Raw genomic sequence first — 26,016 nt, forward strand, 5'->3', positions numbered from 1 at the left:
GGCGGATCGTATCAGGGCCCCGCGCCGCTTGCCGGGGCAGGGCCAGCCGGGCGTTCGCGCAGCACCCGCCGGTCGCGCACGCGGCGCGTGTAGCCGACGCGGTCGAAGTGCTCCAGCACCTGGATCGCGCGTTTGCGCCCCAGGCCACAGGCGTCGCGGAACTCGGCCGCGCCGACCTCGCCACGCGGCGCGGCGGCGCTCAGTTCGTCCAGCAGCGCCAGCAGCTTCGTGACGGTCGCTTCGGGATAGAACAGGTCCTTGACGACCTGCTGCAGCTCGCCGCGGCGCGCCAGCTTGCGCAGCACCGTGCGCACCTGGTCCTCCGGCGCGGCGCACGACGCCGCCAGGTCGCGCACCCAGGGCGGGTCGGCGCCGCCGTCGGCCAGGCGGGGCAGCAGGCGTTCGGCCAGGATCTGCTCGGCGGCGCTGAGGTTCACCGCGTGGCCGGGCAGGTGCAGCCACGAGCCCTGGCGCGCCAGCGTGCCGTCGGCCAGCATGGCGTCCAGCAGCGCCGGCCACAGCGCGTCGGCACCGGCGTTGGCCGTGCCCGGCTGGACGATGCGCCGCAGGCGCGCGGCGTTGAGGCCGGGGTCGTCGGGCGAACGCTGGTGGAAGTCGGCCAGCACCGTGGTGATGCGTTCGCGCCAGCGTTGCCAGACCGGCGGCGCGACGAGCAGCGTGTCGCCGCCGGGCAGCACGACGGCGACGGCGTCGGCCGGCGCCGTGTCGTGGCCCAGCAGCAGCACCAGCCGCGAGCGCGCCAGCCCGGCCGGTGCCAGTGCCAGCAGGCGGGCAGCGGCCTCGGGCGTGGCCTCGGCCTGCGCCGCTTCCAGCGCGTCCAGCCAGGCCAGGCGTTCGGCGCTGCGGCGCCGGCGTTCGGGCGCCCAGAGGTCGACGACGCGGCCGCCGCCGATGGTGCGGCTGGCCTGGGCGTTGCGCAGGATCAGCCGGTCGCCGGGCAGGGCCCAGACCGGCGTTTCGAACACGAGCTGCACCCGCGCCGAGGCGCCGGCGGCCGGCGGCTGGGCGTCCAGCGGCACCAGATGGGCGAGGTGGTGGCCGGTGCCGACGTGAACGTGCACCGGCGCCCAGTGCGCCAGCGCGGGCGCGTCGGGCAGCAGGCGGATGCGGGCGTCCAGGCGCTCGCAGCGCTGCAGCGTGGCCGGCGCGGCGATCCAGTCGCCGCGCTGGATCGTGTCGCGGTCGATGCCGGCCAGCACCAGCGCGCAGCGCTGGCCGGCGCGGCCTTCGTCGGCGGCGCGGTTCTGGGCGTGGATCGAACGCACGCGCACCGCCTGGCCGCTGGCCGAGTGCTGCAGCGTGTCGCCGACCTGCACGCGGCCGGCGAACACCGTGCCGGTGACCGCCGTGCCCTGGCCGGCGAGCGTGAAGACGCGGTCGACGGCGAGGCGGAATGCGCCGTCTGCGGCGCGTTGCGAACGTTCGTGCGCGACGGCTTCCAGGTGCGCACGCAGCGCGGCGACGCCCGGGTCGGCGTCGGCGGTGGCGACGGTCTCGAAGATGGGCGCGCCGGCCAGCGGCGTGGCGGCCAGCAGCGCGGTGATCTCGGCGCGCACCTCGTCGCGGCGCGCCGGCGGCACGCGGTCGGCCTTGTTCAGCGCCACCGAGCCGTGGTGCACGCCCAGCAGGTCGAGGATCGCCAGGTGCTCGCGCGTCTGCGGCATCACGCCGTCGTCGGCGGCGACGACGAGCAGCGCATGGTCTATGCCGACCGCACCGGCGACCATCGTGCGCACGAAACGTTCGTGGCCCGGCACGTCGACGATGCCCAGCACCGTGCCGTCGGCCAGCGGCGCGTAGGCGTAGCCGAGTTCGATCGAGATGCCGCGCTCGCGCTCTTCCTTCAACCGGTCGGTGGCGACGCCGGTCAGCGCCCGCACCAGCGCGGTCTTGCCGTGGTCGATGTGGCCGGCGGTGCCGACGATCATCTTGGCGTCCCCAGGGCCTCGGCCAGCGCGCCGAACTGGGCCGCGAACGCGGCTTCGTCCGCCGCTTCGATGCAACGCAGGTCCAGCCACAGCGCGCCGTCGGCGATGCGGCCGATCACCGGCCGCGGCAGGCCGCGCAAGGCTTCTTCCAGCCGCGCCAGCGCGCGCCCGCTGCGTTTGCCCGCCGGGCGCAGCACCAGGCCGGCGCTGGGCAGCGTGTCCACCGGCAGCGCGCCGCTGCCGATCTGGCTGCTCAGCGCCACGACCTCGACTGCGGCGGCGTCGCCGAGCGCCGCCTGCAGCGGCGCACGCAGGCGCTCGGCCGCGGCGCGGATCTCGGCCTGCGGGCGTGTGAACAGCCGCAGCGTCGGCAGCCGCGCCGCCAGGTGCTCGGGCTCGCGGTACAGGCGCAGCACCGGCTCCAGCGCCGCCAGCGTCAGCTTGCCGACGCGCAGCGCTCGCTTCAGCGGGTTCTTCTTGATCTTGGCGATCAGGTCCTTGCGGCCGACGATCAGCCCGGCCTGCGGGCCGCCGAGCAGCTTGTCGCCGCTGAAGCTGACGACGTCGGCACCGGCGGCGACCGTCTCGCGCACCGTGGTCTCGCGCGGCAGGCCGTGCGCCGCCAGATCGGCCAGCGTGCCGCTGCCCAGGTCCACGGCCAGCGGCAGACCGTGGGCGTGGGCGATGCGCGCGACCTCGGCCTCGGCGACGCTGGCGGTGAAACCTTCGACGGCGTAGTTGCTGCAGTGCACCTTCATCAGCAGCGCGGTGCGGGCGCCGATCGCGCCTTCGTAGTCGCGGGCGTGGGTGCGGTTCGTCGTGCCGACCTCGACCAGCTTGGCGCCGGCACGCGCCATGATGTCCGGGATGCGGAACGCGCCGCCGATCTCGACCAGCTCGCCGCGCGAGACGATGACCTCCTTGCGCGGCGCCAGCGAGGACAGCATCAGCAGCACCGCGGCGGCGTTGTTGTTGACCACCGTCGCCGCCTCGGCGCCGGTCAGCTCGCGCAGCAAGTCGTCGACGACGTCGTCGCGGTCGCCACGGCCGCCGGTGGCGAGGTCGTATTCCAGGTTGGCCGGCGCGGTGAGCGCCTGCACGACGGCCTGCACCGCGGCGTCGGGCAGCAGCGCGCGGCCGAGGTTGGTGTGCAGCACGGTGCCGGTGCAGTTGAAGACGGCACGCAGCCGCGGCTGGTCTTCGGCGGAGAGTGCCGCGGCCACCGCGGCGGCGATGGCCGGCAGCGCGAGTTCGGCCTCCGGCAGTTCGCCGGCAAGCAGGCGCTCGCGCAGGCGCTGCAGCCGCGCACGCACCGCGGCCGTCGTGCGTGTCGCGCCGTGCGCGGCCAGCAGCGGCGCCAGTTCGGCGCAGCCAAGCACGCGGTCGACGGCCGGCAGGCGGGCGGTCGGCGCCGTCATGCCTCGTCGGCGGGCTCGGGCAGCGCCAGCAGCGGGTTGCCCGAGGCGCGCTCGAACTCGGTCTCGGCCATCAGCAGGTCCAGGCGCAGGCTGGCCAGATCGTCGGCCAGCGGTTCGGCCAGCGGGTCTTCGTGCTGGTCGACCTGCTTGCGGTAGCTGTGGCAGGCCGAGCAGGTCTCGGCGAGCACGGTCTTGCCGCCGTCCTCGACACCGAGGAAACGCACGCCGGCGGTCGACTCGCAGTGGCTGCACTTGACACGCACCATGTGCCACTCGGTAGCGCACAGCGCGCAGTGCAGGTAGCGGTGGCCGCCCGCGGCGCCGCCGATGCGCAGCACGCTGGCCACCGGCGGCGTGCCGCAGACCGGGCAGGTCGTCGGCTCGGCCGGCACACCCAGCGCGTCGGCGTCGAGCCGGCTGGCGCGGTCGGCCCAGACGAGCTGCAGCGCGGCCATCACGACCGGCTGCAGCGCCGCGGTGTCGGCGTCGACGTCTTCGTCGAGCAGGTCGACGGCCAGCGCGTCCAGCGCCGCGGCGTCCATCGTGCGCAGGCGCTGCAGCTGCTCGCGCAGCGGTGCCGGCAGCGTGTCGCCGGCGGCCAGCGCGCGCTCGACGATCTGCGCCAGCACCTCGCGCCAAGCGGGGTCTGGCTTGTCCTGCGTCGGCAGCGGCGGCATGCCGTGTTCGAGCGCGCGCTGCAGCACGGCGGCGTCGGGCGGCGTGGTCTTCACCGTCGCTGCCGCGGCGGCCTGGCCGTCGGCCAGCAGGGCGACGAAACGCAGGTAGTCGGCGATCGGGTGGCCGTCGGCGAGCTGGCGCAGGCGCGCGGCGCGTTCGGCATAAAGCTCCGCCGGCCGGGGCAGGCGGATGCGGGGGAAGTCGATGGCGTCGAGGGCCTCGATCTCGCCCGGCTGGAGGATTCGCTGCACGCGGAATTCCTTGTTCGTTGCAAGTGACACCGCCCGCGGCCGCCGGCTGGCGACACGCGGGCGGCGCGGGTCAGGCGGGGTTCAGCTCTCGTCGCCGGTCATCTTGCGATACCAGTTGCGATGGTGCTGCTTGGCCCAGGCGCGCGTGACGGTGCCGTAGAACATCGCGCGTATCGTGCCACGGGTCCAGATGGCCGCGTAGGCGTGCATGACGATCAGCAGGATCATGCCGATGCCGGCGATGGCGTGCAGCAGCGAGGCCACGCGCACGACACCCACCGGGAACGTGAACCAGGCGCGCCACATCGGGATGCCGGTGATCACCATCACCACCATGCAGACGACGAGGGCCCAGAACAGCAGCTTCTGGCCGCCGTTGTACTTGCCCTGCGCCGGCATGTCGTGGTCGTCGCCGTCGACCATCTTGCCGACGTTGCGCAGCCAGTCCACGTCCACCGGCTCGATCACGTTCAGGCGCCAGAAGCGCCAGGCCATGATCGTGAACAGCAGCGCCATGCCGACGCCGATGTACGGGTGCAGGATGCGCGCCCAGGTCGGGCCGCCGAAGAACATCGTCAACGGGAACAGCGCCGGGTGGAAGAAGGCCAGGCCCGAGAGCATGACGCCCAGGAACAACCAGCCGACCGCCCAGTGGTTGGCGCGTTCGGAGGCGTTGTAGCGCACGAGGTCGCGTGGGTTGCGTCTCATCGCGGCGTCTCCTCTTCGTTGGCCAGGGCTTCACGGTCCTTGCGTTCCATCTCGTCCTCCAGGGCCTTGGACACGTCGTTCGGGCCCTTGGTGATGTAGTGGAACAGCGAGGCGAAGCCGGCGATCGCCAGGCCGGCCACCGCCATCGGCTTGAGCGCACCCTTCCAGAAGCCGACCACCGGGCTCACCGACGGGTCCGCCGGCAGGCCTTCGTAGCGCTTCGGGTCGTCGGCGTGGTGCAGCACGTACATGACGTGCGTGCCGCCGACGCCGGCCGGGTCGTACAGGCCGGCGTTGGCGTAGCCGCGTTCCTTCAGGTCCTCGATGCGCTCGGCGGCCTGGTCCTTCATCGCCTGCTTGGTGCCGAACATGATCGCCCCGGTGGGGCAGGTCTTCACGCAGGCCGGCTCCTGGCCGACCGCGACGCGGTCGGAGCACAGCGTGCACTTGTAGGCCTTGTGATCGGTCTTGGAGATGCGCGGGACGTTGAACGGACAGCCGGTGATGCAGTAGCCGCAGCCGATGCAGTTTTCCTGGTGGAAGTCGACGATGCCGTTGGTGTACTGGACGATCGCGCCGGGCGACGGGCAGGCCTTCAGGCAGCCCGGGTCGGCGCAGTGCATGCAGCCGTCCTTGCGGATCAGCCACTCCAGGTTGCCGGTCTTCTCGTCCTCGTGTTCGGTGAAACGCATCACCGTCCACGCGGCCGAGGTCAGGTCCACCGGGTTGTCGTAGACGCCCAGGTTGGTGCCCGGCTCCTGGCGCAGGTCGTTCCACTCCATGCAGGCGGTCTGGCAGGCCTTGCAGCCGATGCACTTGGAGACGTCGATCAGCTTGGCGACTTCACCCGAGGCCGGCACCCGCGCCTGCGGCGAGGGTGTCGTCGTGGCCGAGCGCGCCTTGATGTCGAGAGATTGCAGTGACATGGGCGCTCCTCAGACCTTCTCGACCTTGACCAGGAAGGTCTTGAACTCGGGCGTGTTGGTGTTGCCGTCGCCGACGAACGGCGTCAGCGTGTTGGCCAGGAAGCCCGGCTTGGTCACCCCCTTGAAGCCCCAGTGGATCGGGATGCCGACGTGGTGCACCGGCTTGCCCTCGATCGTCATCGGCTTGATGCGCTTGGTGACCACCGCACGCGCCTTGATGTAGCCGCGTTTGGACGACACCTTCACCAGGTCCCCGGCGGCGATGCCCAGGCTCTGCGCCAGCACCTCGCCGATCTCGACGATCTGCTCGGGCTGGGTGATCGCGTTGAGCAGCGCGTGCTTGGTCCAGTAGTGGAAGTGCTCGGTCAGGCGGTAGGTGGTGCCGACGTGCGGGTAGTCCGCCGCCTTGCCGAAGGTCTCCCAGATCGGCTTGAACACGCGCGCCGCCGGCGAGTTGGTCGCCAGCGGGTTCTTCGGGTGCAGCGGGTTGTAGCCCAGCGGCGTGTCGAAGGGCTCGTAGTGCTCGGGGAACGGCCCTTCGGCCAGGCCCTTGCGCGCGAAGAAACGCGCCACGCCCTCGGGGTTCATGATGAACGGCCCGGCGCCGGTTTCGGGCGCCAGCGTCGGCGCCATGTCCGGCACGTCGGCGCCGCCCCAGGCGCTGCCGTTCCAGCCGATCAGCTTGCGCCGCGGGTTGAACGGCTTGCCCTCGACGTCGCAGGAGGCGCGGTTGTAGAGCACGCGGCGGTTGGCCGGCCAGGCCCAGGCCCAGTTCAGCGTGTTGCCGATGCCGGTCGGGTCGGAGTTGTCGCGGCGCGCCATCTGGTTGCCGGCCTGGGTCCAGCAGCCGGCGAAGATCCAGCAGCCGCCCATCGTCGAGCCGTCGTCGCGCATCTCGCCGAAGCCGGCGAGCTGCTCGCCGGCCTTGCGGATCAGCTTGGTCGGGTCCTTGGGGTCGAAGACGTCGGCCAGCGCGCGGCCGTTGTACTCCTTGGCCACTTCCTCGGGCGTCGGCTCCTCGGGGTGCGCGTACGGCCACCAGAGCTTGAGGATCGGGTCGGGGAAGGCCCCGCCGTCCTTCTTGTACATCTCGCGCAGGCGCAGGAACAGCGCCGACATGATCTGGATGTCGGTGCGCGCCTCGCCCGGCGGCTCGGCGGCCTTCCAGTGCCACTGCAGCACGCGGCTGGAGCTGACGACCGCGCCGTCCTCCTCGGCGAAGCAGGTCGTCGGCAGGCGGAAGACGGTGGTCTGGATCTTCGAGCTGTCGACGTCGTTGTACTCGCCGTGGTTCTTCCAGAACTCGCTGGTCTCGGTGGCCAGCGGGTCCATCACGACGAGGAACTTCAGCTTCGACAGGCCGTCGCGCACGCGGTCCTTGTTGGACAGCGCCGCCAGCGGGTTGAAGCCCTGGGCGATGTAGCCGTTGACCTTGCCCTGGTTCATCAGCTCGAAGACCTGCAGCATGTCGTACTGCTTGTCGAGCTTGGGCAGGTAGTCGTAGGCCCAGTGGTTCTCGGCGGTCGCGTTCGGCCCGTACCAGGCCTTCATCAGGCTGACGTGGAACTTCGGGTAGTTCTGCCAGTAGCTCATCTGGCCCGGACGCAGCGGTTTCTGCGTGCGGGTGTCGACGTACTTCTGGTAGTCCTGCTCGGCCTGGCCGGGCAGCGACAGGTAACCCGGCAGGCTGGCCGACAGCAGGCCCAGGTCGGTGAGGCCCTGGATGTTGGAGTGCCCGCGCAGCGCGTTCATGCCGCCACCGGCGACACCGATGTTGCCCAGCAGCAGCTGCACCATCGCGCCGGTGCGCAGGATCTGCGCGCCGATCGAGTGCTGCGTCCAGCCCAGCGCGTAGAGGATCGTCGCCGCGCGGCCGGCCACGGCCGTCGACGCGAGCTTCTCGCAGACGTGCAGGAACTTGGCCTTCGGCGTGCCGCAGATGCTCTCGACCTTGTCCGGCGTGTAGCGGCTGTAGTGCTTCTTCAGCAGCTGGTAGACGCAGCGCGGGTGCTCCAGCGTCGGGTCGGTCTTGACGAAGCCGTCGGCGCCGAGCTCGTAGTCCCAGCTCGTGCGGTCATAACTGCGCTTGTCGGCGTTGTAGCCCGAGTAGATGCCGTCCTCGAACGCGAAGTCCTCGCGCACGATGAAGCTGAAGTCCGTGTAGTTGCGGACGTACTCGTGGTGGATCTTGTCGTTCTCGAGCAGGTAGTGGATGACCCCGCCGAGGAAGACGATGTCGCTGCCGGAGCGGATCGGGGCGTAGAAGTCCGCCACCGCCGCAGAGCGGTTGAAGCGCGGATCGACCACCATGAAGTGCGCCTTGTTGTGCGCCTTCGCCTCGGTGACCCACTTGAACCCGCAGGGGTGAGCTTCGGCGGCATTGCCGCCCATGATCAGGATGACGTCCGCATTCTTGATGTCGACCCAATGGTTCGTCATCGCTCCACGGCCAAACGTCGGGGCAAGACCTGCCACCGTCGGGCCGTGTCAGACACGGGCTTGGTTGTCGAATGCGAGCAGGCCCCAGGAGCGGGCGACCTTGTGGGTGATGTAGCCGGCTTCGTTGCTGGACGCCGAGGCGGCCAGCATGCCGGTGGTGAGCCAGCGGTTGACCGTCAGGCCGTCTTCGGTCTTCTCGACGAAGTTGGCGTCGCGGTCTTCCTTCAGCAGCCGGGCGATGCGGGTGTTGGCCTCGTCCCAGGAGATGCGCTTCCACTCGCTGGAACCGGGCTCGCGGACCTCGGGGAACAGCAGCCGGTTGGGGCTGTTGATGATGTCCAGCAGGCCGGCGCCCTTGGGGCACAGCGTGCCGCGGTTGACCGGATGGTCGGGGTCGCCCTCGACGTGGATCACCGAACGCTTGGCGTTCTTGGCGCCGTCGCCGAGCGAGTACATCAGGATGCCGCAGCCGACCGAGCAGTAGGTGCAGGTCTGGCGTGTGACCGTGGTGGCGGCGAGCTTGTACTGGCGGACTTCGGCCAGCGCGGTGGCTGGCGAGAAGCCCATCAGCGCCAAGCTCGATCCCGCCAGCGTGGAGCCAGTCACTTTCATGAACTGGCGCCTGGAGAGCTGCTTCATGAGCGCATTCCCGTGGCTGTGAAGGATGGATCGACGGCGCCTGGCGGGTGCGGCCATGAGTGGTGAGGGCGGCACGATGGCCGGCCACTGACTCATCGTGCGCTGCCCCCGCGGACGTGAGCGGCACGAACCAGGAGCTTTTCACATGCTAACAGTGCGTTGCAGATCACGTCATGGCACTTGCCCTAGTCCCAGCGCCGGCGTCGGGCAGCCGGCGCGGCGACAATCCCGCCCGCCGATGAAGCCTGCCGACTCCGCCGTTCCCGAAGGCCTGCGCCGACTGCGTGTCGTCGCGCGCCGCGGCGGCGTGGTGCAGGCGGCCGACGACTGGGTCGCCGAGGAAGTGCCGGTGGCGCTGGTCTTCAACGGCATCTCGCACGCCGTGATGATGGCCACGCCGGCCGATCTGGAGGACTTCGCGCGCGGCTTCTGCGCCACCGAAGGCCTGGCCGACGCGCAGGATCTGCGTTCGGTCGAGGCCGTGCCCGGCTGCGACGGCATCGAGCTGCACCTGGAGGTCTCGGCAGCCTGCGAATGGCGGCTGCGCGAGCGCCGGCGCACGCTGGCCGGGCGCACCGGCTGCGGCCTGTGCGGCACCGACAGCCTCGGCCAGGTGCGCCAGACGCTGCCGGCGCTGGCGCCGCGCCCCTTCACGCCGCAGGCGCTGGCGCGGGCCCAGCACGAGCTGCGCGAGGCCCAGGGCCTGCAGCGCCTGGCCGGCGCGACGCACGCCGCCGCCTGGTGCGACGCCGACGGCCACGCCCGCCTGGTGCGCGAGGACGTCGGCCGCCACAACGCGCTGGACAAGCTGGTCGGCGCGATGCAGCGCGCCGGGCTGGCGGCGGGCGAGGGTTTCGTCGCGATCACCAGCCGCGCCAGCTTCGAGATGGTGCAGAAGACCGCGCGCCTGGGCGCGCCGGCGCTGGCCGCGGTGTCGGCGCCGACGGCGATGGCGGTGGACCTGGCGCAGTCCTGCGGCCTGCTGCTCGCCGGCTTCGTGCGCGGCGCGGACCTCGTCGCCTACACCTTCCCCGAGCGCCTGGGGCTGCCCCCGGCCGACGCCTGATGCGGCGCCGGCAGCGGCCGGTGCCGTCGCCCCGATGCTGAGCGCGCTCGTCTTCTCCTGCCTGGTCGTCGCCGTCGCCGACGGCGACACGCTGACCGCGCGCTGCCCGGCGCCGCAAGGCACGCTGCGTGTGCGCCTGGCCGACGTCGACGCGCCGGAGAAGGCCCAGGCTTTCGGCCCGGCCTCGCGCCGCCACCTGGCCGCGCTGTGCCTGCGCCGGCACGCCGAGATCCGCCCGCTGCCCGGCAGCGCCGGCCGCGACCGTTACGGCCGCGCCATCGCCCACGTGTCCTGCGGCGGCCGCGACGCCGGCACGGCGCAGCTGCGCGCCGGCCTGGCCTGGGTCATGGAGGGTTACGCCGCCGACCTCAACCTGCCGGCGCTGCAATGGCAGGCGCGGCACGACCGCGCCGGGCTGTGGGCCGAGTCCCGGCCGGTGCCGCCCTGGGTCTGGCGACGGCAGCACCGCCGCCGCTGACAATCCTGCACAAACCGTGCGGGATCTCGCAAAAATGCCACAAATGCTCTTTGTGCGAATTTTTAGAATCGTTTCTGCGTCGCCCTCGTGACGCCTGGCCGGCGCATGGCCTGCCGTCGCTCGATTACCGGGGCCATGAGATGCCTTCTCTGCACGACTTGTCGATTCGCGGCCGTCTGACGCTGCTCGCCGGTGTCGCCCTCGCTGCCGTCCTGATGCTCGGGGCGCTGCTGCTGTGGGGCAACCGCCACCAGACCGACGACAGCCACGCGGTCTTCGAGTCCAAGGACATCGTCGCCGACATCCTGCCGCCGCCGCTGTATCTGGTCGACGCCCGGCTGACGTTGTCGCGTGCGCTGGAAGGCAGCCTGACGGTGGCCCGGGCGCGCGCGCAGTTCGAGGCCCAGCGCCGCGACTACGAGGCGCGAGCCAAGGTCTGGCAGGCGCTGTCGCCTTCGCCGCTGAAGGACAGCCTGCTCGGCGCCCAGCACGCCGAGGGCCAGAAGCTGATCGTGCAGATCGACGAGGCGCTGCGTGTGATGGAGAGCGACGGCCTGGCCGCCGCGCGCATGCGGCTGGAGGCCATCGACGCGCAGTTCCTGCGCCACCAGGCCGGCGTGCTGGACACCGTGAAGGTGGGCACCGAACGCGCCGAGGCCGACATCGTGCGTTTCGACCGCACCGCGCGGCAGGTCGGCTGGGCCGCCTGGGCGATCGGGCTGTCGGCGCTGGCCGTCGTCTCGGTGCTGGCGCTGGCCATCGTGCGCACCATCGTCGGTCCGCTGGACCGCGCCGTGACGCTGGCGCGGCGTGTCGCCCAGGGCGACCTCACCGCGCGTGAACGCTTCCGCGGCCGCAACGAGCTGAGCCAGCTCGGCCGCCACCTGCACGAGATGGTCGAGAGCCTCGCGCACCGCGTGCAGGCGGTGCGTTCGGGCGCGGAGGAGGTGGCCGTCGCCAGCCAGCAGATCGCCGGCGGCAACGGCGACCTCGCGCGCCGCACCGAGGCCCAGGCCGGCGCGATCGTGCAGACGAGCACGACGATGGGCCGGCTCGACGAGCGCGTGCGCGACAACCAGACGCAGGCGCAATCGGCACGCGAACTGGCCGCCGAGGCCTCGGTGCTGGTCGGCCGCGGCGGCGACGCGATGCAGGGCGTGGTGTCGACGATGGACCAGATCGGCGACGCCTCGCGGCGTGTCAACGACATCATCGGCGTCATCGACGGCATCGCCTTCCAGACCAACATCCTGGCGCTGAACGCCGCCGTCGAGGCGGCGCGTGCCGGCGAATCCGGGCGCGGTTTCGCTGTCGTCGCTGCCGAGGTGCGTGCGCTGGCCCAGCGCAGCAGCACCGCGGCGCAGGAGATCAAGGGCCTGATCGTCACCAGCCACGAGCGCATCGACCGCGGCCAGGCCCTGGTCGGCGAGGCCGGGGCGACGATCGGCCAGGTCATCGAAGCGATGTCGCGGCTCAGCGAGCTGGTCTGCGGCATCAGCGACGCCAGCGTCGAGCAGAGCCGCGGCGTCTCCGAGGTCTCGGCCGCCGTCTCGGCGATGGACCGCGACGTGCAGCAGAACGCCGCGCTCGTCGAGCAGGCGTCGCGCGCTGCGACCAGCCTGCGCGACCAGTCGCAGCGCCTGCTCGAGCTGATGCAGGACCTGCGCGTGCCGGCGCAGGCCTGAGCGGCGTCAGAACCCGGCCAGCACCAGCTTGCCGCGTGCGCGCCCGCTCTCGACAAGCGCGTGGGCGCGGCGCAGGTTGGCGGCGCTGATGGCGCCGTAGTGCTCGCCCTGGGTCGAGACCAGCGTGCCGGCGTCGACCAGCGCCGCGGCGCGCTCGAGGATCTCGTGCTGGCGCACGAGGTCGGGCGTGCCGAACAGCGGCCGCGTGAACATCAGCTCCCAGTGCAGCGACACCGCCTTGCGCTTCAGGCGGCGCACGTCGATCGGCTCCGGGTCGTCGATCAGGCCGATGCGGCCCTGCGGCGCGACGGCCTCGACGTAGGCGTCGTAGTGCAGATGGGTCTGGGTCAGGCTGGCGATGTAGTCCACCGCGGGGTGGCCGGCGGCGGCGAGTTCGGCGGCCAGCGGCTTGGAATGGTCGACGACGACGTGCGCGCCCAGCGTGCGCACCCAGTCGGCAGTCTCAGGGCGTGAGGCGGTGCCGATCACCGTCAGCTTCGTCAGTTTGCGCGCCAGCTGCACGAGGATCGAGCCGACGCCGCCGGCGGCGCCGACGACCAGCAGCTTGCGGCCTTCGCCGCCGCCTTCGGCGACACCCAGGCGGTCGAACAGCAGCTCCCAGGCGGTGATCGTGGTCAGCGGCAGCGCGGCCGCGGCGGCATCGTCCAGCGTCGCCGGGGCGTGGCCGGCGATGCGCTCGTCGACGCACTGCAGCTCGGCGTACGAGCCGGGGCGGTCGATGCTGCCGGCGTACCAGACGCGGTCACCCGGCTTGAAGCGGGTCACCGCGGCGCCGACCGCCTCGACGGTGCCGACGGCGTCCCAGCCCAGGATGCGCGGCGTCTCGGTCGGCTGGTTGCGGCGCACCTTGGTGTCCACCGGGTTGACGGCGACGGCCGCCACGCGCACCAGCAGGTCGTGCTCGCGCGGCAGCGGTGCCGGCAGTTCGGTCTCGAACAGCGAGCGCGCATCCTCGATCGGCAGGCCGGCTTCGGTGTAGACGATGGCTTTCATGCTTTCTCCTGGCAAAGCGGAAAATGCCAAGATGGTGGGGTAGGCAGGCCGCCGGATCGAGAGGGTGACGTGAGCAGCAGCTACAAACAGCCGTTGAAGGCGGTGTCGCCCGGCGACCTGCAGTTCTTCGTTCGCGCGGCGCGTTCGGCCAGCCTGTCGGCGGCGGCACGCGAGCTGGCCGTCAGCCCGCAGGCGGCCAGCGCGGCGCTCAAGCGGCTGGAATCGGCGCTGGGTTTCCGCCTCTTCGTGCGTTCGACACGCAGCCTGCGGCCGACGCCCGAAGGCCTGGCCTTCCTCGACGCCTGCGAGCGCGGCCTGGCGCTGATCGATCAGGCGCGCGAACGCCTGGCGGCCGGGCGCGAGGCGCTGGCCGGGCGCATCCGGCTGTCGATGCCGTCGGACCTCGGGCGCAACGTGGTGCTGCCCTGGCTGCAGGCGTTTCGCGAGCAGCACCCGGGCATCGAGTTCGAGCTGCAGCTGACCGACCGCGTCGCCGAGCTGGCGCGCGAAGCGGTCGACGTCGCGCTGCGCTACGGCGAGCCGGCCGACACCCAGCTCGTCGCCGTCGCACTGGCGCCGCACAACCGGCGCGTGCTCTGCGCGTCGCCGGCCTATCTGGCGCGCCACGGCCGGCCGGCGCAGTCGCAGGATCTGGTGCAGCACCGCTGCCTGAGCTACCGGCTGTCGGACCGGCCGCACGAACGCTGGCGTTTCGAGCGCGACGGCCGCGAGCTGGCGGTCGAGGTGCACGCCGCGCTGCGTTGCGACGACGGCGACGCGGTGCGCCGCATGGCGATCTTCGGCGAGGGCATCGCCTACAAGTCGGGGCTGGACGTCACCGACGACCTGCGCCGCGGTGCGCTGGTCGCGCTGTGCGAAGACTGGCAGGGCGAACCGGCGCCGCTGTTCCTGGCCTGCGCCGACCGCAGCGTGCTGCGTCCGGCGGTGCAGCGGTTGCGCGACTTCCTCGCCGAGCGCCTGGCCACGCTCGGCTAAGCTCGCCGCTCCCCAGCGAAGGCCGCCGCCGATGATTCCCGACCCCGTGATCGCCACCACCCTCGCCGCGCAGGACATCGTCGTGCTCGACGGCGCGCTCGCCACCGAGCTGGAGCGCCGCGGCGCCGACCTGAAGGACCCGCTGTGGTCGGCCAGGCTGCTGATCGAGCGCCCGGAGCTGATCCGCGAGGTGCATCTGGACTACTTCCGCGCCGGCGCCGACGTCGCGACGACGGCCAGCTACCAGGCGACCTTCGAAGGCTTCGCGCGCCGCGGCTTTTCGCACGACGAGGCGGTGGCGCTGATGCGGCGCTCGGTGGCGCTGGCGATCGAGGCGCGCGACGCCTTCTGGGCCGAGCCGGCGAACCGCGCCGGCCGCCGCCGGCCGCTGGTCGCGGCTTCGGTCGGGCCCTACGGCGCGATGCTGGCCGACGGCAGCGAGTACCGCGGCTACCCCGGCGTCACGCGCGAGCAGCTCGCCGCCTTCCACCGCCCGCGGCTGGAGGTGCTGGCCGCGGCCGGCGCCGACCTGCTGGCCTGCGAGACGATTCCCTGCCTGGACGAGGCGCTGGCCATCGCCTCGCTGCTGCCCGCGCTGCAGCCGGCGCTGCCGGCCTGGATCAGCTTCTCCTGCCGCGACGGCGAGCACGTCAGCCAAGGCGAACGTTTCGCCGACTGTGCCGCCGCGCTCGACGGCCTGCCGGGCGTCGCCGCGGTGGGCCTGAACTGCACCGCGCCGGAACACGTGCCGGCGCTGATCGGCGCGGCGCAGGCGCGCACGCGGCTGCCGATCGTCGTCTACCCGAACTCGGGCGAGCAGTGGGACGCGGTCGCCAAGTGCTGGCACGGCGAGCGCGACGCCGCCGACTTCGCCGCCCAGGCCGAGCGCTGGCGCCGCGGCGGCGCGCGCCTGATCGGCGGCTGCTGCCGCACCGGCCCGGACGAGATCCGCGCGCTGCGCGCGGCGCTGCTGGCCTGAGCTCAGGCCTGGCGGTCGGCCAGGTTCAGCAGCACCACGCCGACCAGCACCGCCGCCAGCCCGGCGAGCTTGACCGCGCTGACCGACTCGCCGAGGAAGGCGATGCCGATCAAGGCGATGATCGCCAGCCCGGCGCCGCTCCAGATCGCGTAGACGATGCCAACCTCCATCGTCTTCAGCACTTGGCCGAGCAGCCAGAACGACAGCCCGTAGCCGACGACGACGACCGCCGACGGTGCCAGCTTCGTGAAGCCGGCGGACAGCTTCAGCGCGGTGGTGGCGGCGAGTTCGGCGCCGATCGCGCCGGCGAGCATCAGCCAGGCGTTCATCGGGCGGTGCTCCGGTCGTGCTCGGGGCGGGGAAGGGTGTGGGCGGACATCGGGTGCTCCTGTGTTGGGGCCGGGCGATTGTCGCGGCGGCGCACGCGAGAATCACCCCATGCTGCCCCGTCCCGTCGTCCTGCTGCTGTGGCGCCTGCTGGCGCTGGCCTGCCTGCTGCTGGCCGCCGTCGGCGTCGTGCTGCCGGGGCTGCCGACGGTGCCTTTCCTGCTGGTCGCTGCCTGGGCCGGCGGGCACGGCTGGCCGGCGCTGGAGCGCTGGCTGCTGGCGCACCCGCGTTACGGCCCGGGCATCCGGCGCTGGCGCGAAGGCGGGGTCATCCCGCGCAACGCCAAGTGGGCGGCCACGGGGATGATGGGCGCCAGCACGCTGGTCATCGTCTTCCTGACGCCGATGCCGCTGTGGTCCAAGGTGCTGGTGCCCGGCACGATGGCGCTGGTCGCGCTGTGGATGTGGGGCCGGCCCGAGCGCTGACGCCCGGCAGCGCCTGCCGGCCTCAGCTGCGGCTTCGGGCCGGCTGGTGCGATCCGTGGTGCGCCGCGCGGCCTTCGGCCGTCCAGGCGTCGCCGACCTGCGTCGGCTCGATGCGCACGATGCGCACCGGCCGGCCCAGCGTCGCGTGCGCGGCGGCGGCGAGCACGGCGACGAGCTCGCCGTCGTCCTGAGGCGCCGCCTGCGCAACGGCCGGCGCGGGGGCGGGCTCGCGCTTCTCGAAACGCGCCGCGACACGCCCGATCAGCGGGAAGCCGGCGAGCACGACGCCGATCGCGGCGATGATGAAGAAGCTGCCGACGAAGTCGATGACGCTGAGGATCAGCGCGCCTTCGAGGGTGTCGGGGATGATGGGCTGCATCGTCCGCTCCTCAGCCCGCGCCCAGCAGCGCCAGCAGGATGCCGCCGGAGATGGCGGTGCCGAAGACGCCGGCCAGGTTGGGCCCCATCGCGTGGTAGATCAGGAAGTTCTTCGGGTTCTCCTGGTTCGCGACGATGTGCGAGACACGCGCCGCGATCGGCACCGAGGCGATGCCCGCCGAGCCGATCAGCGGGTTGATCTTCTCCTTCAGGAACAGGTTCATCACCTTGGCGGTGATGACGCCCGAGGCGGTGCCGAAGACGAAGGCCACCAGGCCCAGCAGCACGATCAGCAGCGTGTCCCAGTTCAGGAACTTGTCGGCTGCCATCGTCGAGCCGATGGCCACCGTCAGCACCAGCACGATGACGTTCATCAGCCCGCCGGCGGCGGTCTTGGCCAGGCGTTCGGTGACGCCGCATTCCTTCAGCAGGTTGCCCAGCATCAGCATCGTGATCAGCGGCGCGACCGGCGGGAAGAACAGGTTGACGACCACCGCCATCACGATCGGGAAGGCGATCTTCTCGGCCTTGCCGACGGTGCGCAGCTGCTTCATCGTGATCTGGCGCTCGGCCGGCGTCGTCAGCGCCCGCATCACCGGCGGCTGGATCAGCGGCATCAGCGCCATGTACGAGTACGCGGCCACCGAGATCGGCCCGAGCAGGTGCGGCGCCAGCTGCATCGTCACGAAGATCGCCATCGGCCCGTCGGCGCCGCCGATGATGCCGATCGCGCCGGCCTCGGCGAGCGTGAAGCCGCAGAGCTTGGCCAGGATCAGTGCGACGAAGATGCCCAGGTGCGCGCCGGCACCCAGGATCACGAGGCGCGGGTTGGCGATCATCGGCCCGAAGTCGGTCATCGCGCCGACGCCCAGGAAGATCAGCGGCGGGATGATCAGCTTGGCCACGCCTTCGTAGGCGTAGTGGAACAGGCCGCCCTCCTTGACGACGTAGAGCAGGGCGCTGATCGCCTCGCCGCCGGGCACGTCGTCGGGCGGGCCGGGCACGTTGGCGACGATGCACGAGAAGCCGATGCCGACCAGCAGCAGCGGCTCGTAGTGCTTGGCGATCGCCAGGTACACCATCGCCGCGCCGACCGCGATCATCACGACGTTGCCCCAGCTCAGGTGCACGACGCCGGTCTGCGCCAGCAGCGCCTCGAAGAACGGGCCGAGCTGATCGAACACGGCGCCGGCCTCAGCCGATGACCAGCAGCAGCTGGCCGGTCTCGACCACCTGGCCGGCGCGCACCTCGACGCGGGCGACCTGGCCGGCACGCGGCGCGCTGATCTGGGTGTTCATCTTCATCGCCTCGATCACCGCGAGCTTCTCGCCTTCGGCGACACGCTGGCCGACCGTGACCAGCACCGACTGCACCGTGCCGCCCAGCGGCGCGACGACGTCGCCGGCGCCGTGCGCGGCGGCGGGCGCCGCGGCCACCGGCGCGGCGGCGACGGCCGGCGGCACCGTCGCGCCCAGCACCACGGCCGGCGGCGGCGCCAGCGGGCCGGCGTCGAGCTCCTCGACCGTCACGACGTAGGCCTTGCCGTCGACGGTGATGCGCAGTCTTCGTTCCATGGGGTGTTCTCCGGCTGCGTCTTACAGCGGCACGTTGCCGTGTTTCTTCGCGGGCCGCAGCTCGCGCTTGTTGAGGATCTTGCGCAGCGACAGCGCGAGCTGGGCGCGGGTCTCCGACGGCGCGATGACGTCGGTGATGTAGCCGCGCCCGGCCGACAGATAGGGCGAGGCGAACTCGGCGCGGTAGCCGGCGATCAGCTCGGCAGCCAGCGCCGCGCGATCCTCGGCCTCGGCGAGCTCCTTGCGGTACAGCAGGTTCACCGCGCCCTGCGCGCCCATCACCGCGATCTCGGCGTTGGGCCAGGCGTAGACGACGTCGGCGCCCATCTCCTGGCTGCACATCGCCAGGTACGAGCCGCCGTAGGCCTTGCGCAGGATGACCGTCAGCTTGGGCGTCGTGCAGGAGGCGTAGGCGAACAGCAGCTTGGCGCCGTGGCGGATGATGCCGCCGCGCTCCTGCTCAACGCCGGGCAGGAAGCCGGGCACGTCCACGAGCGTCACCACGGGCACGTTGAAGGCGTTGCAGAAGCGGATGAAACGCGCCGCCTTGTCCGACGCGTTGATGTCCAGCGCGCCGGCCATCTCGGCGGGCTGGTTGGCCACCAGGCCGATGACCATGCCCTGCAGCCGCGCGAAGCCGACGATGATGTTGCGCGCCCAGGAGGCGTGCACCTCCAGCAGCTCGCCGCCGTCGACGAGGCGGGCGATGACCTGGCGCACGTCCATCGGCTCGGCCGGGTCCTCGGGCACCAGCGTGTCCATGCCCTCGTCGCTGGCCAGCACGAGCTCGGCCGACAGCTGGTGCGGCGGGTCCATCGTGTTGTTCGGCGGCAGGTACGACAGCAGGCGCTGCGCCAGCGCCACGGCCTGCGTGTCGTCCTCGGCGATGAAGTGCACGTTGCCGCTGACCGCGGCGTGCATCTCGGCGCCGCCGACCTCGTCCATCGTCGTCGCCCGGCCGGTCACGGCCTTGATGACCTCGGGCCCGGTGATGAACATGTGCGCGTTGCGGCGCGTCATGATGATGAAGTCGTTGAGCGCCGGCGAATACGCCGCGCCGCCGGCGCAGGGCCCGAGCACCAGCGCGATCTGCGGCACCAGGCCGGAGGCGAGCACGTTGTGATAGAAGACTTCGCCGTAGCCCGACAGCGCGTCCACCGCCTCCTGGATGCGCGCACCGCCCGAGTCCTGCATCGAGACGATGGGCACGCCGTTCTTCAGCGCGAACTGCATCAGCGCGACGATCTTGCCGGCGTGGGCCTTGCCCAGCGTGCCGGCGTTGACCGTGAAGTCCTGGCTGTAGGCGGCGACGAGGTTGCCGCCGACGTAGCCGGTGCCGGTGACGACGCCGTCGGCCGGGAACGCCTTGTCCTGCAGGCCGAAGTGGTGCGCGCCGTGGCGCACGTGCATCCCGGTTTCCTGGAAGGTGCCGGGCTGGAACAGCCGGTCCAGGCGTTCACGCGCGCCGAGCTGGCCCTTGGCGTGGCGGGCGGCGAGCTTGTCGGCTCCGCCGCCGGCCGTCACGGTGCGGCGGCGGCGCTCGAGCTCCTCGAGCATCCGGGATGGCAGGGTCATGGGGCTGTCCTCCGATCGTCGCCGCCGGCCGCCGTCGGGCCGGTGTTGCTGCATCCCGCATGCCGGCATCGTGGTCCGGTTGGTGGAAGCGCGGACCAATGCTAGCGCCTGCACAGGCGGCCGAGGCCGGCCTTTTGCCGGCGTTGAGTACGATCAAGTTACAGCCGGCGCCATCACCCGAGGGATGGCGCCCCGCCGGGAGGCGGTGTTCAGCGCGGCGCGACCAGCGGCCAGCCGCGGCGAGCCCATTCGCTCATGCCGCCGGCGACGTAGTGCACGTTGGTCCAGCCACGCTCGCGCAGCGCGCGGGCCGTGGCGCGCGAGCGGTTCTGCGTGTTGCAGACCAGCAGCACCGGTTGCGACGGGTCCCGCGGGATCTCGGCCAGGCGCTGGCCGATCTGGCTCATCGGCAGCAGCCGCATGCCCGGTGCGACGCCGCGGGCGTGTTCCTCGGGCTCGCGGATGTCGATGACGATCGCGCTGCGGCGGGCCAGCGCGTCGCGTGCCGCCTCCAGCGGCAGCGCCTCGTCGGCGGCATGCCCCGGCGCCGCGAGGCCGGCGAGCACGGCGGAGCCGGCGACGGCGAGCAGGCGGCGGCGGGCGGGGGCGGACGGCTGATTCATGGCGGCGGCAGGCGGAAGCTGTGGGTCCAGTGTACCGCCGGGGGTACTCGCCGAACTGTCAGGCGTTCTGCCAAGGGGGTGCCGTCAGTGGCAGTCCTGGGCGGTCGGTGAACTCCCGGCGGGCGCGTCAAGTGCTTGTCGCGAAGGCTTTTTTCGTTCGCCGCAGGGGGTGGCACGCGGCTTGAGAACGACGCTCCGTCGCGGCCTGTCCGCTCCTCCCGTCGATCGCCATGCCTGTTGCCTCCACCCTCGTCGCCGTCGCCGCCCAGAACCGGCGCGAAGTCTCCGACCACGCCGGCCGCTGCCGCCGTTTCCTCGTGTACCGCGTGCAGGGCGCCGAGGTCGGCGCGCCCGAACTCGTCGAACTGGACGCCGGCCAGGCCTTCCACGACGCCGCGGCCGACGCCCCGCACCCGCTGGACGGTGTCGACGTGCTGATCGGCGCCAGCATGGGCGGCGGCCTCGTCGCCAAGCTCGCCGCGCGAGGCATCCGCGCCGCGACGACGGACGAACGCGAACCCGCCGCCGCCGTCGCGCGTTACGTCGCCGGCGAACTGCCGCACCTGAGCCCGCCGGCAGCGCGGCCGGGTGCCGGTCACGGCTGCGCCTGCGGCTGCCAGCACGACTGAAGCGCTTCGTGAAGAGCGACCGACTGGTTCGCTCACGAATTCGTGAAAACCCCCATCGGATGGGGTCCATGGGGCAGAATCAGTCCATGGCTGATACCCCTGCCCCTATCAATGCGGGCGGCGACGCCCCCGCGGCGTCACCCAAGGCGGCCGCTGGCGCGGCCACCGTGTCGCTGTGCCAGAAGTCGCGCAAGATCTACGCGCGTGCCGTCAGCGGGCGTTTCGCCAACTGGCGCTGGGCCCTGGTCTGGCTGACGCAGATCGTCTTCTACGGCCTGCCCTGGCTGCAGTGGAACGACCGCCAGGCGGTGCTGTTCGACCTGGCGGCGCGGCGCTTCTACGTCTTCGGGCTGGTCCTGTATCCGCAGGACCTGATCTACCTGTCGGCGCTGCTGATGATCTCGGCCTACGCGCTGTTCCTGTTCACCGCGGTGGCCGGGCGGCTGTGGTGCGGCTACGCCTGCCCGCAGACGGTCTACACCGAGATCTTCATGTGGTTCGAGAAGGTCACCGAAGGCGACCGCACGCAGCGCATGAAGCTCGACGCCGCGCCGTGGAGCGCGGCCAAGCTCGGCCGCAAGGCGGCCAAGCAGGTGCTGTGGGTGGGCTTCGCGCTGTGGACCGGCGTCACCTTCGCTGGCTACTTCACGCCGATGGGCGAGCTTCTGGGCTCGATCGCCAGCGCCTCGCTGGGCCCGTGGCAGACCTTCTGGGTGCTGTTCTACGGCTTCGCCACCTGGGGCAACGCCGGCACCATGCGCGAGCAGGTCTGCAAATACATGTGCCCGTACGCGCGCTTCCAGAGCGCGATGTTCGACAAGGACACGCTGATCATCAGCTACGACCCCGAACGCGGCGAGCCGCGCGGGCGGCGCTCGAAGAAGACCGACCCGAAGCAGGCCGGCCTGGGCAGCTGCGTCGACTGCGGCGTCTGCGTGCAGGTGTGTCCGACCGGCATCGACATCCGCAACGGCCTGCAGTACGAGTGCATCGGCTGCGCCGCCTGCATCGACGCCTGCGACGACATCATGGACAAGATGAACTACCCGCGCGGGCTCATCCGCTACGCCACGCAGAACGGCATGGCGCAGCACCACGACCGCGGCCAGATGCTGCGCCGCGTGCTGCGCCCGCGGGTGCTGGTCTACACGGCGATCCTGTTCATCATCCTCGGCGCCTTCGCGACCAGCATCGCGCTGCGCCACCCGTTCCGCGTCGACGTCGTGCGCGACCGGGCGTCGCTGGCGCGCATCGTCGACCAGGGAACGATCGAGAACGTCTACCGCCTGCAGATCATGAACAACGCCGAGCAGACCGAGCGCTACCGCGTCGCGGTCGACGGCCTGCCCGGCATCACGATCGAACACGCCGAGACGGTGGACCTGGGCCCGGCCGAGGCGCGCTGGGTGACCTTGAACGTGCACCTGCCGTTCGAGGCCGCCCAGCAGGCCGGGGCCGGCGTGCACGCGATCCGTTTCCGCATCGAGCGCCTGCCGGCCGCGGCCAACGACTCGGCCATCGAGATCGACGAGAAGTCGACCTTCGTCGTGCCGCGCTGAGCGGCCTCAGAAGTCCAGCCGCAGCCCGGTTGCCAGCGCGCGGCCGGGCAGCGGCGACAGCCCGCGGATCGTCTCGATCGCGGTGGCGTTGTAGGCCAGCCGGTCGGTCGCGTTGTCCAGCTTCAGGTACCACAGCGCGTCCTGGCCGCCGAGCGTGAAGCGGTACGAAGCCGCCAGGTTCAGCAGCGTGTAGCCGGCGGTCGTGCTGTCGCCCGTGGGCACACGGTTCTGTCGCCCGGCATGGCGCAGTTCGGCGCGCAGCGTCCAGTCGGCACGCGACGCGGCCAGCGCCAGCGTCGTGCGCCAGGGCGCGATGCGCGGCAGGGCCTCGTCGGTCGTGGTGTTCGTCGCGCGCGTGAAGTCGGCGCTGGCGCTGGGCGTCCAGCGCCAGCCGGCGGCGTCGAGCGTGGTCCGGGCCTCGAACTCGGCGCCGTACAGCCGCGCCCGCACCGCGTCGAAGCGGTACAGCGGCACGCCGTCCTCGGTGACGACCTCGCCGTCCTCGTCGACCGAGACGCCGGCGCTGTCCAGCGAGATGAAACGCGAGAAGCGTGTCGCGAAGACGCCGGCGCGCAGGCTGGACGCACCCGACTTCCACTGCAGCGCCAGGTCGGCGCTGACGCCGCGTTCGGCGTCCAGCGTCGGGTCGCCGCGTTCGTAGGCGCCGGTGGCGGCGTGCACGCCGTCGGCGTAGAGCTCGAAGTAGGTCGGTGCACGCTCGGTCGACGCCAGATTGGCGCTGACGCTCCAGCCCGGCGCCAGCGGCATCGTCGTGCCCAGCGACGCGCTGAACAGCGTGAAGCCGCGCGAGCGCGCGTCGCCGAAGCGGCCGCCGCCGTCGGAATCGACGTCGGCACGTTCGACCCGCGCGCCGGCCGAGACCGTGCCGGGCCCGAGGTCCGTCTCCTCCAGCACGAACAGGCCCAGGCGGCGTGTCGTCGTGTCGGGCACGAAGGCCTCTTCGCCCAGCGCCGAGAAGTCGAAGCTCTCGGCCTGCACGCCGACGACGCCGCGCAGCGGGCCCAGCGCACGGTGGCGGGCCTCGGCGCGCAGTTCGCCGCCGCGGCTGGAGAACACGGTGCCGACCTCGGCGCCTTCCATCTCGCGGTGCTCGTAGTCGGCGCCGCGCGCCTGCAGCTTCAGGTTGGAGAACGGGCCGCCGTCCAGGCGCCACTCGCCTTCGGCGCGCAGCTGGTTGCGGCGCATCAGGATCGTGACGTCGGGTTCGGCGACGACGCCGTACTCGCTGTCGTAGTGGTCCAGCGCCAGGCCGACCCGGCCGCCGGCGAAGAACCACGAGCCGCCGAGCGCGGCGCTGCGGGTCCTGGCGGCCGAGTTGCGCACCTCGTCGGTCCGCGCCAGGGCTTCACCGTCGGCCACCGGCGTGTGCTCGGGCACGTCCAGGTCGTCGGTGTTGCGCGCCGCGGCGTCCAGGTGCAGCGCCCAGCCGGCGCCGCCGGTCTCCAGCACCGCGGCCGCGCCGCGTTCGGCGGCGGCGCCGCCCAGGCGCAGCTCGGCCGAGCCGCCGGTGCGAGTGACCGGCGCGGCAGGGATGCGGTTGTCGAGCACGTTGACGACGCCGCCGACGGCGTTGCCGCCGTACAGCAGCGCCGCCGGGCCGCGCAGCACCTCAATGCCGGTGGCCACCAGCGGGTCCAGCGGCACCGCGTGGTCGTAGCTCAGCGCCGAGGCGTCCAGCGTCGAGCCCGAGTTGTCGAGCACGCGCAGGCGGTCGCCGTCCAGCCCGCGGATCACCGGCCGGCTGGCGTTGGGGCCGAAGCCGGTCTGCGAGACGCCGGGCAGCGTGTCCAGCGTGTCGCCCAGCGTGCCGCCGCGGCGCAGCACGAGCTCGTCGCCGGCGAGCACCGACACCGGCTGCGTGCTGCGCTCGCTGCCCAGCGGGTTGCCGGTGATGACGATGCGTTCGACCGGGGTCGGCGCGGACTGCGCCGCGGCCGGTTGCGACAGGGCGGCGCAGGCCAGCGCCACCGGACTCAGGGTGAGGACGAGGGATTTCATCGGATCAGGACAGAGGGGCGTGCGGCCACGCCGCACGCCGAAAAGACGTGAGCAGCCGCTTCGGCTCCAAGCGCCGTGCGGCCGGGGATCGAGGCGGGAAGGGCGCCGGGGCGGCGCGCTCAGGCGCGTGGCGGGCCGCGCGCGGCGTAGGGCGCCGCTTCGGCCGCGGCGTCGTGCGTGCGGCCGGCCGCCAGCCGCGGCGGTGCCGGCGGCAGCGTGTCCAGCGCCGGCAGCGCCGGCGGCAGCGGCTCGGCGTGGGCGAGCTGGTCGTAGAGCCGGCAGTCGGCGCTGCCGTCGTCGTGGCCGGCGAACAGCGCCGCCAGACCGTGACGGTGTTCGTGTGCCGGCGCAGCGTCGTGCGCGGGGTGCGGCGACGGCGGATGGCCGGACGCCTGCACGGCCGACGGCGCTGGCGCCGTGCCGTGCAGCACCGTGTGCGCCAGCCCCAGCCATTGCGCCGCCAGCAACGCGAAGACGACGGCGAACGTCAGCCCCAGCCGCGAGGCAGGGTGTCGGTCGTCAGGGTGGCGGCGGCGGCGCATCGGGCGCGAGCATAACCAGCCGGCGCGGCCGAGCCCCGGCTCAGGTCTCCCGGCGCGAGGCCTCGACCAGCCAGTGGCGAAACGCCGCGACCGCCGGCCGCTCGGCGCTGTGGCGGCGGCCGACCAGGCAGTAGGTGCAGGGCGAGGCGATGGCCAGCGCGAAGGGCGCGACCAGCGCGCCGCTGGCCAGGTGGCCGGCGACGATGGGCCGCGCCGCCAGCGCGACACCCTGGCCGGCCAGCGCCGCCTCGATCGCCAGCACCGCGTTGGAGAAGTGGCGGCCACTGCCGGCGGCCTGGCGGTCCAGGCCGGCGGCCTGCAGCCAGCGGTGCCAGCCCCAGGCCTCGTCGCCGCCGTGGTTCAGCGTGTCGTCGTGGATCAGCGTGTGCTGCACGACGTCGGCCGGCACCGCCAGCGGCGCCGCGCCGCGTGCCAGCGCCGGGGCGCAGACCGGCAGGTACTCGGGCGTCAGCAGCGGGTCGACACGCCAGCCCGGGTAGCGCCCGGTGCCGAAGACGACGGCCAGCTCGCTGCGGCCGTCACCCGGCGCGCGCGCCAGCGCCGCGAGCACGTTCGCGGCACCGGCGTGGTCGACGGTCTCGGAGCTGCTCGCCAGCCGGATCTCGACCTCCGGATGGCGTGCGTAGAAGCCGGGCAGGCGCGGCAGCAGCCAGTGGCTGGCCCAGGACGGCGGCGCGATGACGCGCAGCAGCTCGGTGGCCGCCGGCGCGCAGGCCTGGTCCACCGCGTCGGCCAGCAGCGCCAGGCCCTCGCGCACCTTGGGCAGCAGGGCCTCACCGCGCGGGCTCAGGCGCACCGCACGTGTCAGGCGTTCGAACAGCACGACGCCGAGCTCGGCCTCGAGGCTGCGGATCTGCTGGCTGACGGCCGCCGGCGTGACGTGCAGCTCGGCCGCGGCCTGCTTGAAGCTGAGGTGGCGTGCGGCGACCTCGAAGGTGCGCAACAGTGCCAGCGCGGGCATGCGGCGGGTCATCGACAGTTAAGCGCAGCTTGTGCGTCGAATCATAAATGCTTGTTTGCCTCGGTTCTGGGCGGGCTCTACATTGCCGCGCTCGC

The 26,016-nt window shown here is 72.3% G+C and carries 24 protein-coding genes; 8 read left to right on the forward strand and 16 right to left on the reverse strand.

All coding sequences use genetic code 11. The annotated features are described in order from the left end of the window. Positions 1-11: 11 nt before the first annotated feature. The 6 genes from selB to fdnG all read right to left on the reverse strand — a co-directional run bounded on the left by selB (position 12) and on the right by fdnG (position 9,008). The gene (gene selB / locus LOC65_RS18895; protein ID WP_230248704.1) at positions 12-1,949 is read right to left on the reverse strand and encodes a selenocysteine-specific translation elongation factor; all 1,938 of its coding nucleotides are present in this window, start codon (positions 1,947-1,949) and stop codon (positions 12-14) included. After that, positions 1,946-3,367 (reverse strand): L-seryl-tRNA(Sec) selenium transferase, encoded by a 1,422-nt coding sequence (gene selA / locus LOC65_RS18900; RefSeq protein WP_230248705.1) that lies wholly within the window; start codon positions 3,365-3,367, stop codon positions 1,946-1,948. Before selA ends, selB begins: the two co-directional genes overlap by 4 nt. After that, positions 3,364-4,296, reverse strand: a complete 933-nt coding sequence (gene fdhE / locus LOC65_RS18905; RefSeq protein ID WP_230248706.1) for a formate dehydrogenase accessory protein FdhE — start codon at positions 4,294-4,296, stop codon at positions 3,364-3,366. Before fdhE ends, selA begins: the two co-directional genes overlap by 4 nt. 81 nt (positions 4,297-4,377) lie before the next feature. After that, a complete protein-coding gene (locus LOC65_RS18910) occupies positions 4,378-5,004 on the reverse strand; it encodes a formate dehydrogenase subunit gamma (RefSeq protein ID WP_009856672.1) in 627 nt (208 codons plus the stop codon). Beyond that, entirely contained in the window at positions 5,001-5,930 is a 930-nt protein-coding gene (fdxH, locus tag LOC65_RS18915) for a formate dehydrogenase subunit beta (protein ID WP_009856673.1), read from the reverse strand. The genes LOC65_RS18910 and fdxH overlap by 4 nt, the downstream gene beginning before the upstream one ends. 9 nt (positions 5,931-5,939) lie before the next feature. Then, the gene (fdnG, locus tag LOC65_RS18920) at positions 5,940-9,008 is read right to left on the reverse strand and encodes a formate dehydrogenase-N subunit alpha (protein ID WP_230248707.1); all 3,069 of its coding nucleotides are present in this window, start codon (positions 9,006-9,008) and stop codon (positions 5,940-5,942) included. A 238-nt stretch (positions 9,009-9,246) separates the two neighbouring features. On the opposite strand from fdnG, the gene fdhD reads away from it, so the two are divergent. The 3 genes from fdhD to LOC65_RS18935 all read left to right on the forward strand — a co-directional run bounded on the left by fdhD (position 9,247) and on the right by LOC65_RS18935 (position 12,237). Continuing rightward, on the forward strand, positions 9,247-10,074 hold the full coding sequence (gene fdhD / locus LOC65_RS18925) for a formate dehydrogenase accessory sulfurtransferase FdhD (protein WP_230248708.1): 828 nt from the start codon (positions 9,247-9,249) through the stop codon (positions 10,072-10,074). Positions 10,075-10,108: 34 nt separating this feature from the next. Then, positions 10,109-10,552 (forward strand): thermonuclease family protein, encoded by a 444-nt coding sequence (locus tag LOC65_RS18930; protein WP_009856677.1) that lies wholly within the window; start codon positions 10,109-10,111, stop codon positions 10,550-10,552. Between the two features lie 140 nt (positions 10,553-10,692). Continuing rightward, positions 10,693-12,237 (forward strand): methyl-accepting chemotaxis protein, encoded by a 1,545-nt coding sequence (locus LOC65_RS18935; protein WP_230248709.1) that lies wholly within the window; start codon positions 10,693-10,695, stop codon positions 12,235-12,237. 6 nt (positions 12,238-12,243) lie between these two features. Here LOC65_RS18935 and LOC65_RS18940 read toward each other — a convergent pair whose 3' ends face one another. Then, positions 12,244-13,251, reverse strand: a complete 1,008-nt coding sequence (locus LOC65_RS18940) for a zinc-binding alcohol dehydrogenase family protein (RefSeq protein ID WP_230248710.1) — start codon at positions 13,249-13,251, stop codon at positions 12,244-12,246. Between the two features lie 69 nt (positions 13,252-13,320). On the opposite strand from LOC65_RS18940, the gene LOC65_RS18945 reads away from it, so the two are divergent. Next, positions 13,321-14,247, forward strand: coding sequence for a LysR family transcriptional regulator (locus tag LOC65_RS18945; protein WP_230248711.1), 927 nt, complete (start codon positions 13,321-13,323; stop codon positions 14,245-14,247). 46 nt (positions 14,248-14,293) lie between these two features. Next, positions 14,294-15,226 carry a homocysteine S-methyltransferase gene (mmuM, locus tag LOC65_RS18950; protein ID WP_230248712.1) on the forward strand — a complete coding sequence of 311 codons (933 nt, stop codon included), beginning with the start codon at positions 14,294-14,296 and terminating at the stop codon, positions 15,224-15,226. A gap of 2 nt (positions 15,227-15,228) precedes the next feature. On the opposite strand, the gene LOC65_RS18955 is transcribed toward mmuM, so the two are convergent. Next, positions 15,229-15,555 carry a multidrug efflux SMR transporter gene (locus LOC65_RS18955; protein ID WP_009856682.1) on the reverse strand — a complete coding sequence of 109 codons (327 nt, stop codon included), beginning with the start codon at positions 15,553-15,555 and terminating at the stop codon, positions 15,229-15,231. Positions 15,556-15,664: 109 nt separating this feature from the next. On the opposite strand from LOC65_RS18955, the gene LOC65_RS18960 reads away from it, so the two are divergent. Beyond that, complete coding sequence (locus LOC65_RS18960; protein ID WP_009856683.1) at positions 15,665-16,039, forward strand: YbaN family protein; 375 nt, start codon at positions 15,665-15,667, stop codon at positions 16,037-16,039. A 22-nt stretch (positions 16,040-16,061) separates the two neighbouring features. Here the strand turns inward: LOC65_RS18960 and LOC65_RS18965 are convergent, their stop codons facing one another. The 5 genes from LOC65_RS18965 to LOC65_RS18985 form a co-directional block, all read right to left on the reverse strand. Next, complete coding sequence (locus LOC65_RS18965) at positions 16,062-16,418, reverse strand: OadG family transporter subunit (RefSeq protein ID WP_009856684.1); 357 nt, start codon at positions 16,416-16,418, stop codon at positions 16,062-16,064. Between the two features lie 10 nt (positions 16,419-16,428). Further along, on the reverse strand, positions 16,429-17,601 hold the full coding sequence (locus LOC65_RS18970) for a sodium ion-translocating decarboxylase subunit beta (RefSeq protein ID WP_009856685.1): 1,173 nt from the start codon (positions 17,599-17,601) through the stop codon (positions 16,429-16,431). A gap of 10 nt (positions 17,602-17,611) precedes the next feature. Further along, complete coding sequence (locus tag LOC65_RS18975; protein WP_029718973.1) at positions 17,612-17,992, reverse strand: biotin/lipoyl-containing protein; 381 nt, start codon at positions 17,990-17,992, stop codon at positions 17,612-17,614. Between the two features lie 21 nt (positions 17,993-18,013). Next, positions 18,014-19,567 (reverse strand): acyl-CoA carboxylase subunit beta, encoded by a 1,554-nt coding sequence (locus LOC65_RS18980; protein WP_029718974.1) that lies wholly within the window; start codon positions 19,565-19,567, stop codon positions 18,014-18,016. A gap of 209 nt (positions 19,568-19,776) precedes the next feature. Continuing rightward, on the reverse strand, positions 19,777-20,190 hold the full coding sequence (locus LOC65_RS18985) for a rhodanese-like domain-containing protein (protein WP_009855372.1): 414 nt from the start codon (positions 20,188-20,190) through the stop codon (positions 19,777-19,779). A 230-nt stretch (positions 20,191-20,420) separates the two neighbouring features. On the opposite strand from LOC65_RS18985, the gene LOC65_RS18990 reads away from it, so the two are divergent. Further along, positions 20,421-20,819, forward strand: coding sequence for a NifB/NifX family molybdenum-iron cluster-binding protein (locus LOC65_RS18990; protein ID WP_009855371.1), 399 nt, complete (start codon positions 20,421-20,423; stop codon positions 20,817-20,819). Between the two features lie 68 nt (positions 20,820-20,887). Continuing rightward, the gene (ccoG, locus tag LOC65_RS18995) at positions 20,888-22,378 is read left to right on the forward strand and encodes a cytochrome c oxidase accessory protein CcoG (RefSeq protein WP_405048257.1); all 1,491 of its coding nucleotides are present in this window, start codon (positions 20,888-20,890) and stop codon (positions 22,376-22,378) included. A 6-nt stretch (positions 22,379-22,384) separates the two neighbouring features. Here the strand turns inward: ccoG and LOC65_RS19000 are convergent, their stop codons facing one another. From LOC65_RS19000 to LOC65_RS19010, 3 genes are all read right to left on the reverse strand, one after another. Then, positions 22,385-24,397 (reverse strand): TonB-dependent receptor, encoded by a 2,013-nt coding sequence (locus LOC65_RS19000; RefSeq protein WP_230248714.1) that lies wholly within the window; start codon positions 24,395-24,397, stop codon positions 22,385-22,387. A 119-nt stretch (positions 24,398-24,516) separates the two neighbouring features. Then, positions 24,517-24,939, reverse strand: coding sequence for a hypothetical protein (locus LOC65_RS19005; RefSeq protein ID WP_051141729.1), 423 nt, complete (start codon positions 24,937-24,939; stop codon positions 24,517-24,519). A 40-nt stretch (positions 24,940-24,979) separates the two neighbouring features. Continuing rightward, on the reverse strand, positions 24,980-25,921 hold the full coding sequence (locus LOC65_RS19010) for a LysR substrate-binding domain-containing protein (protein ID WP_230248715.1): 942 nt from the start codon (positions 25,919-25,921) through the stop codon (positions 24,980-24,982). Positions 25,922-26,016 lie beyond the last annotated feature (95 nt).

This window comes from Rubrivivax sp. JA1055 (assembly GCF_020966565.1).
GTDB lineage: Bacteria > Pseudomonadota > Gammaproteobacteria > Burkholderiales > Burkholderiaceae_C > Rubrivivax > Rubrivivax benzoatilyticus.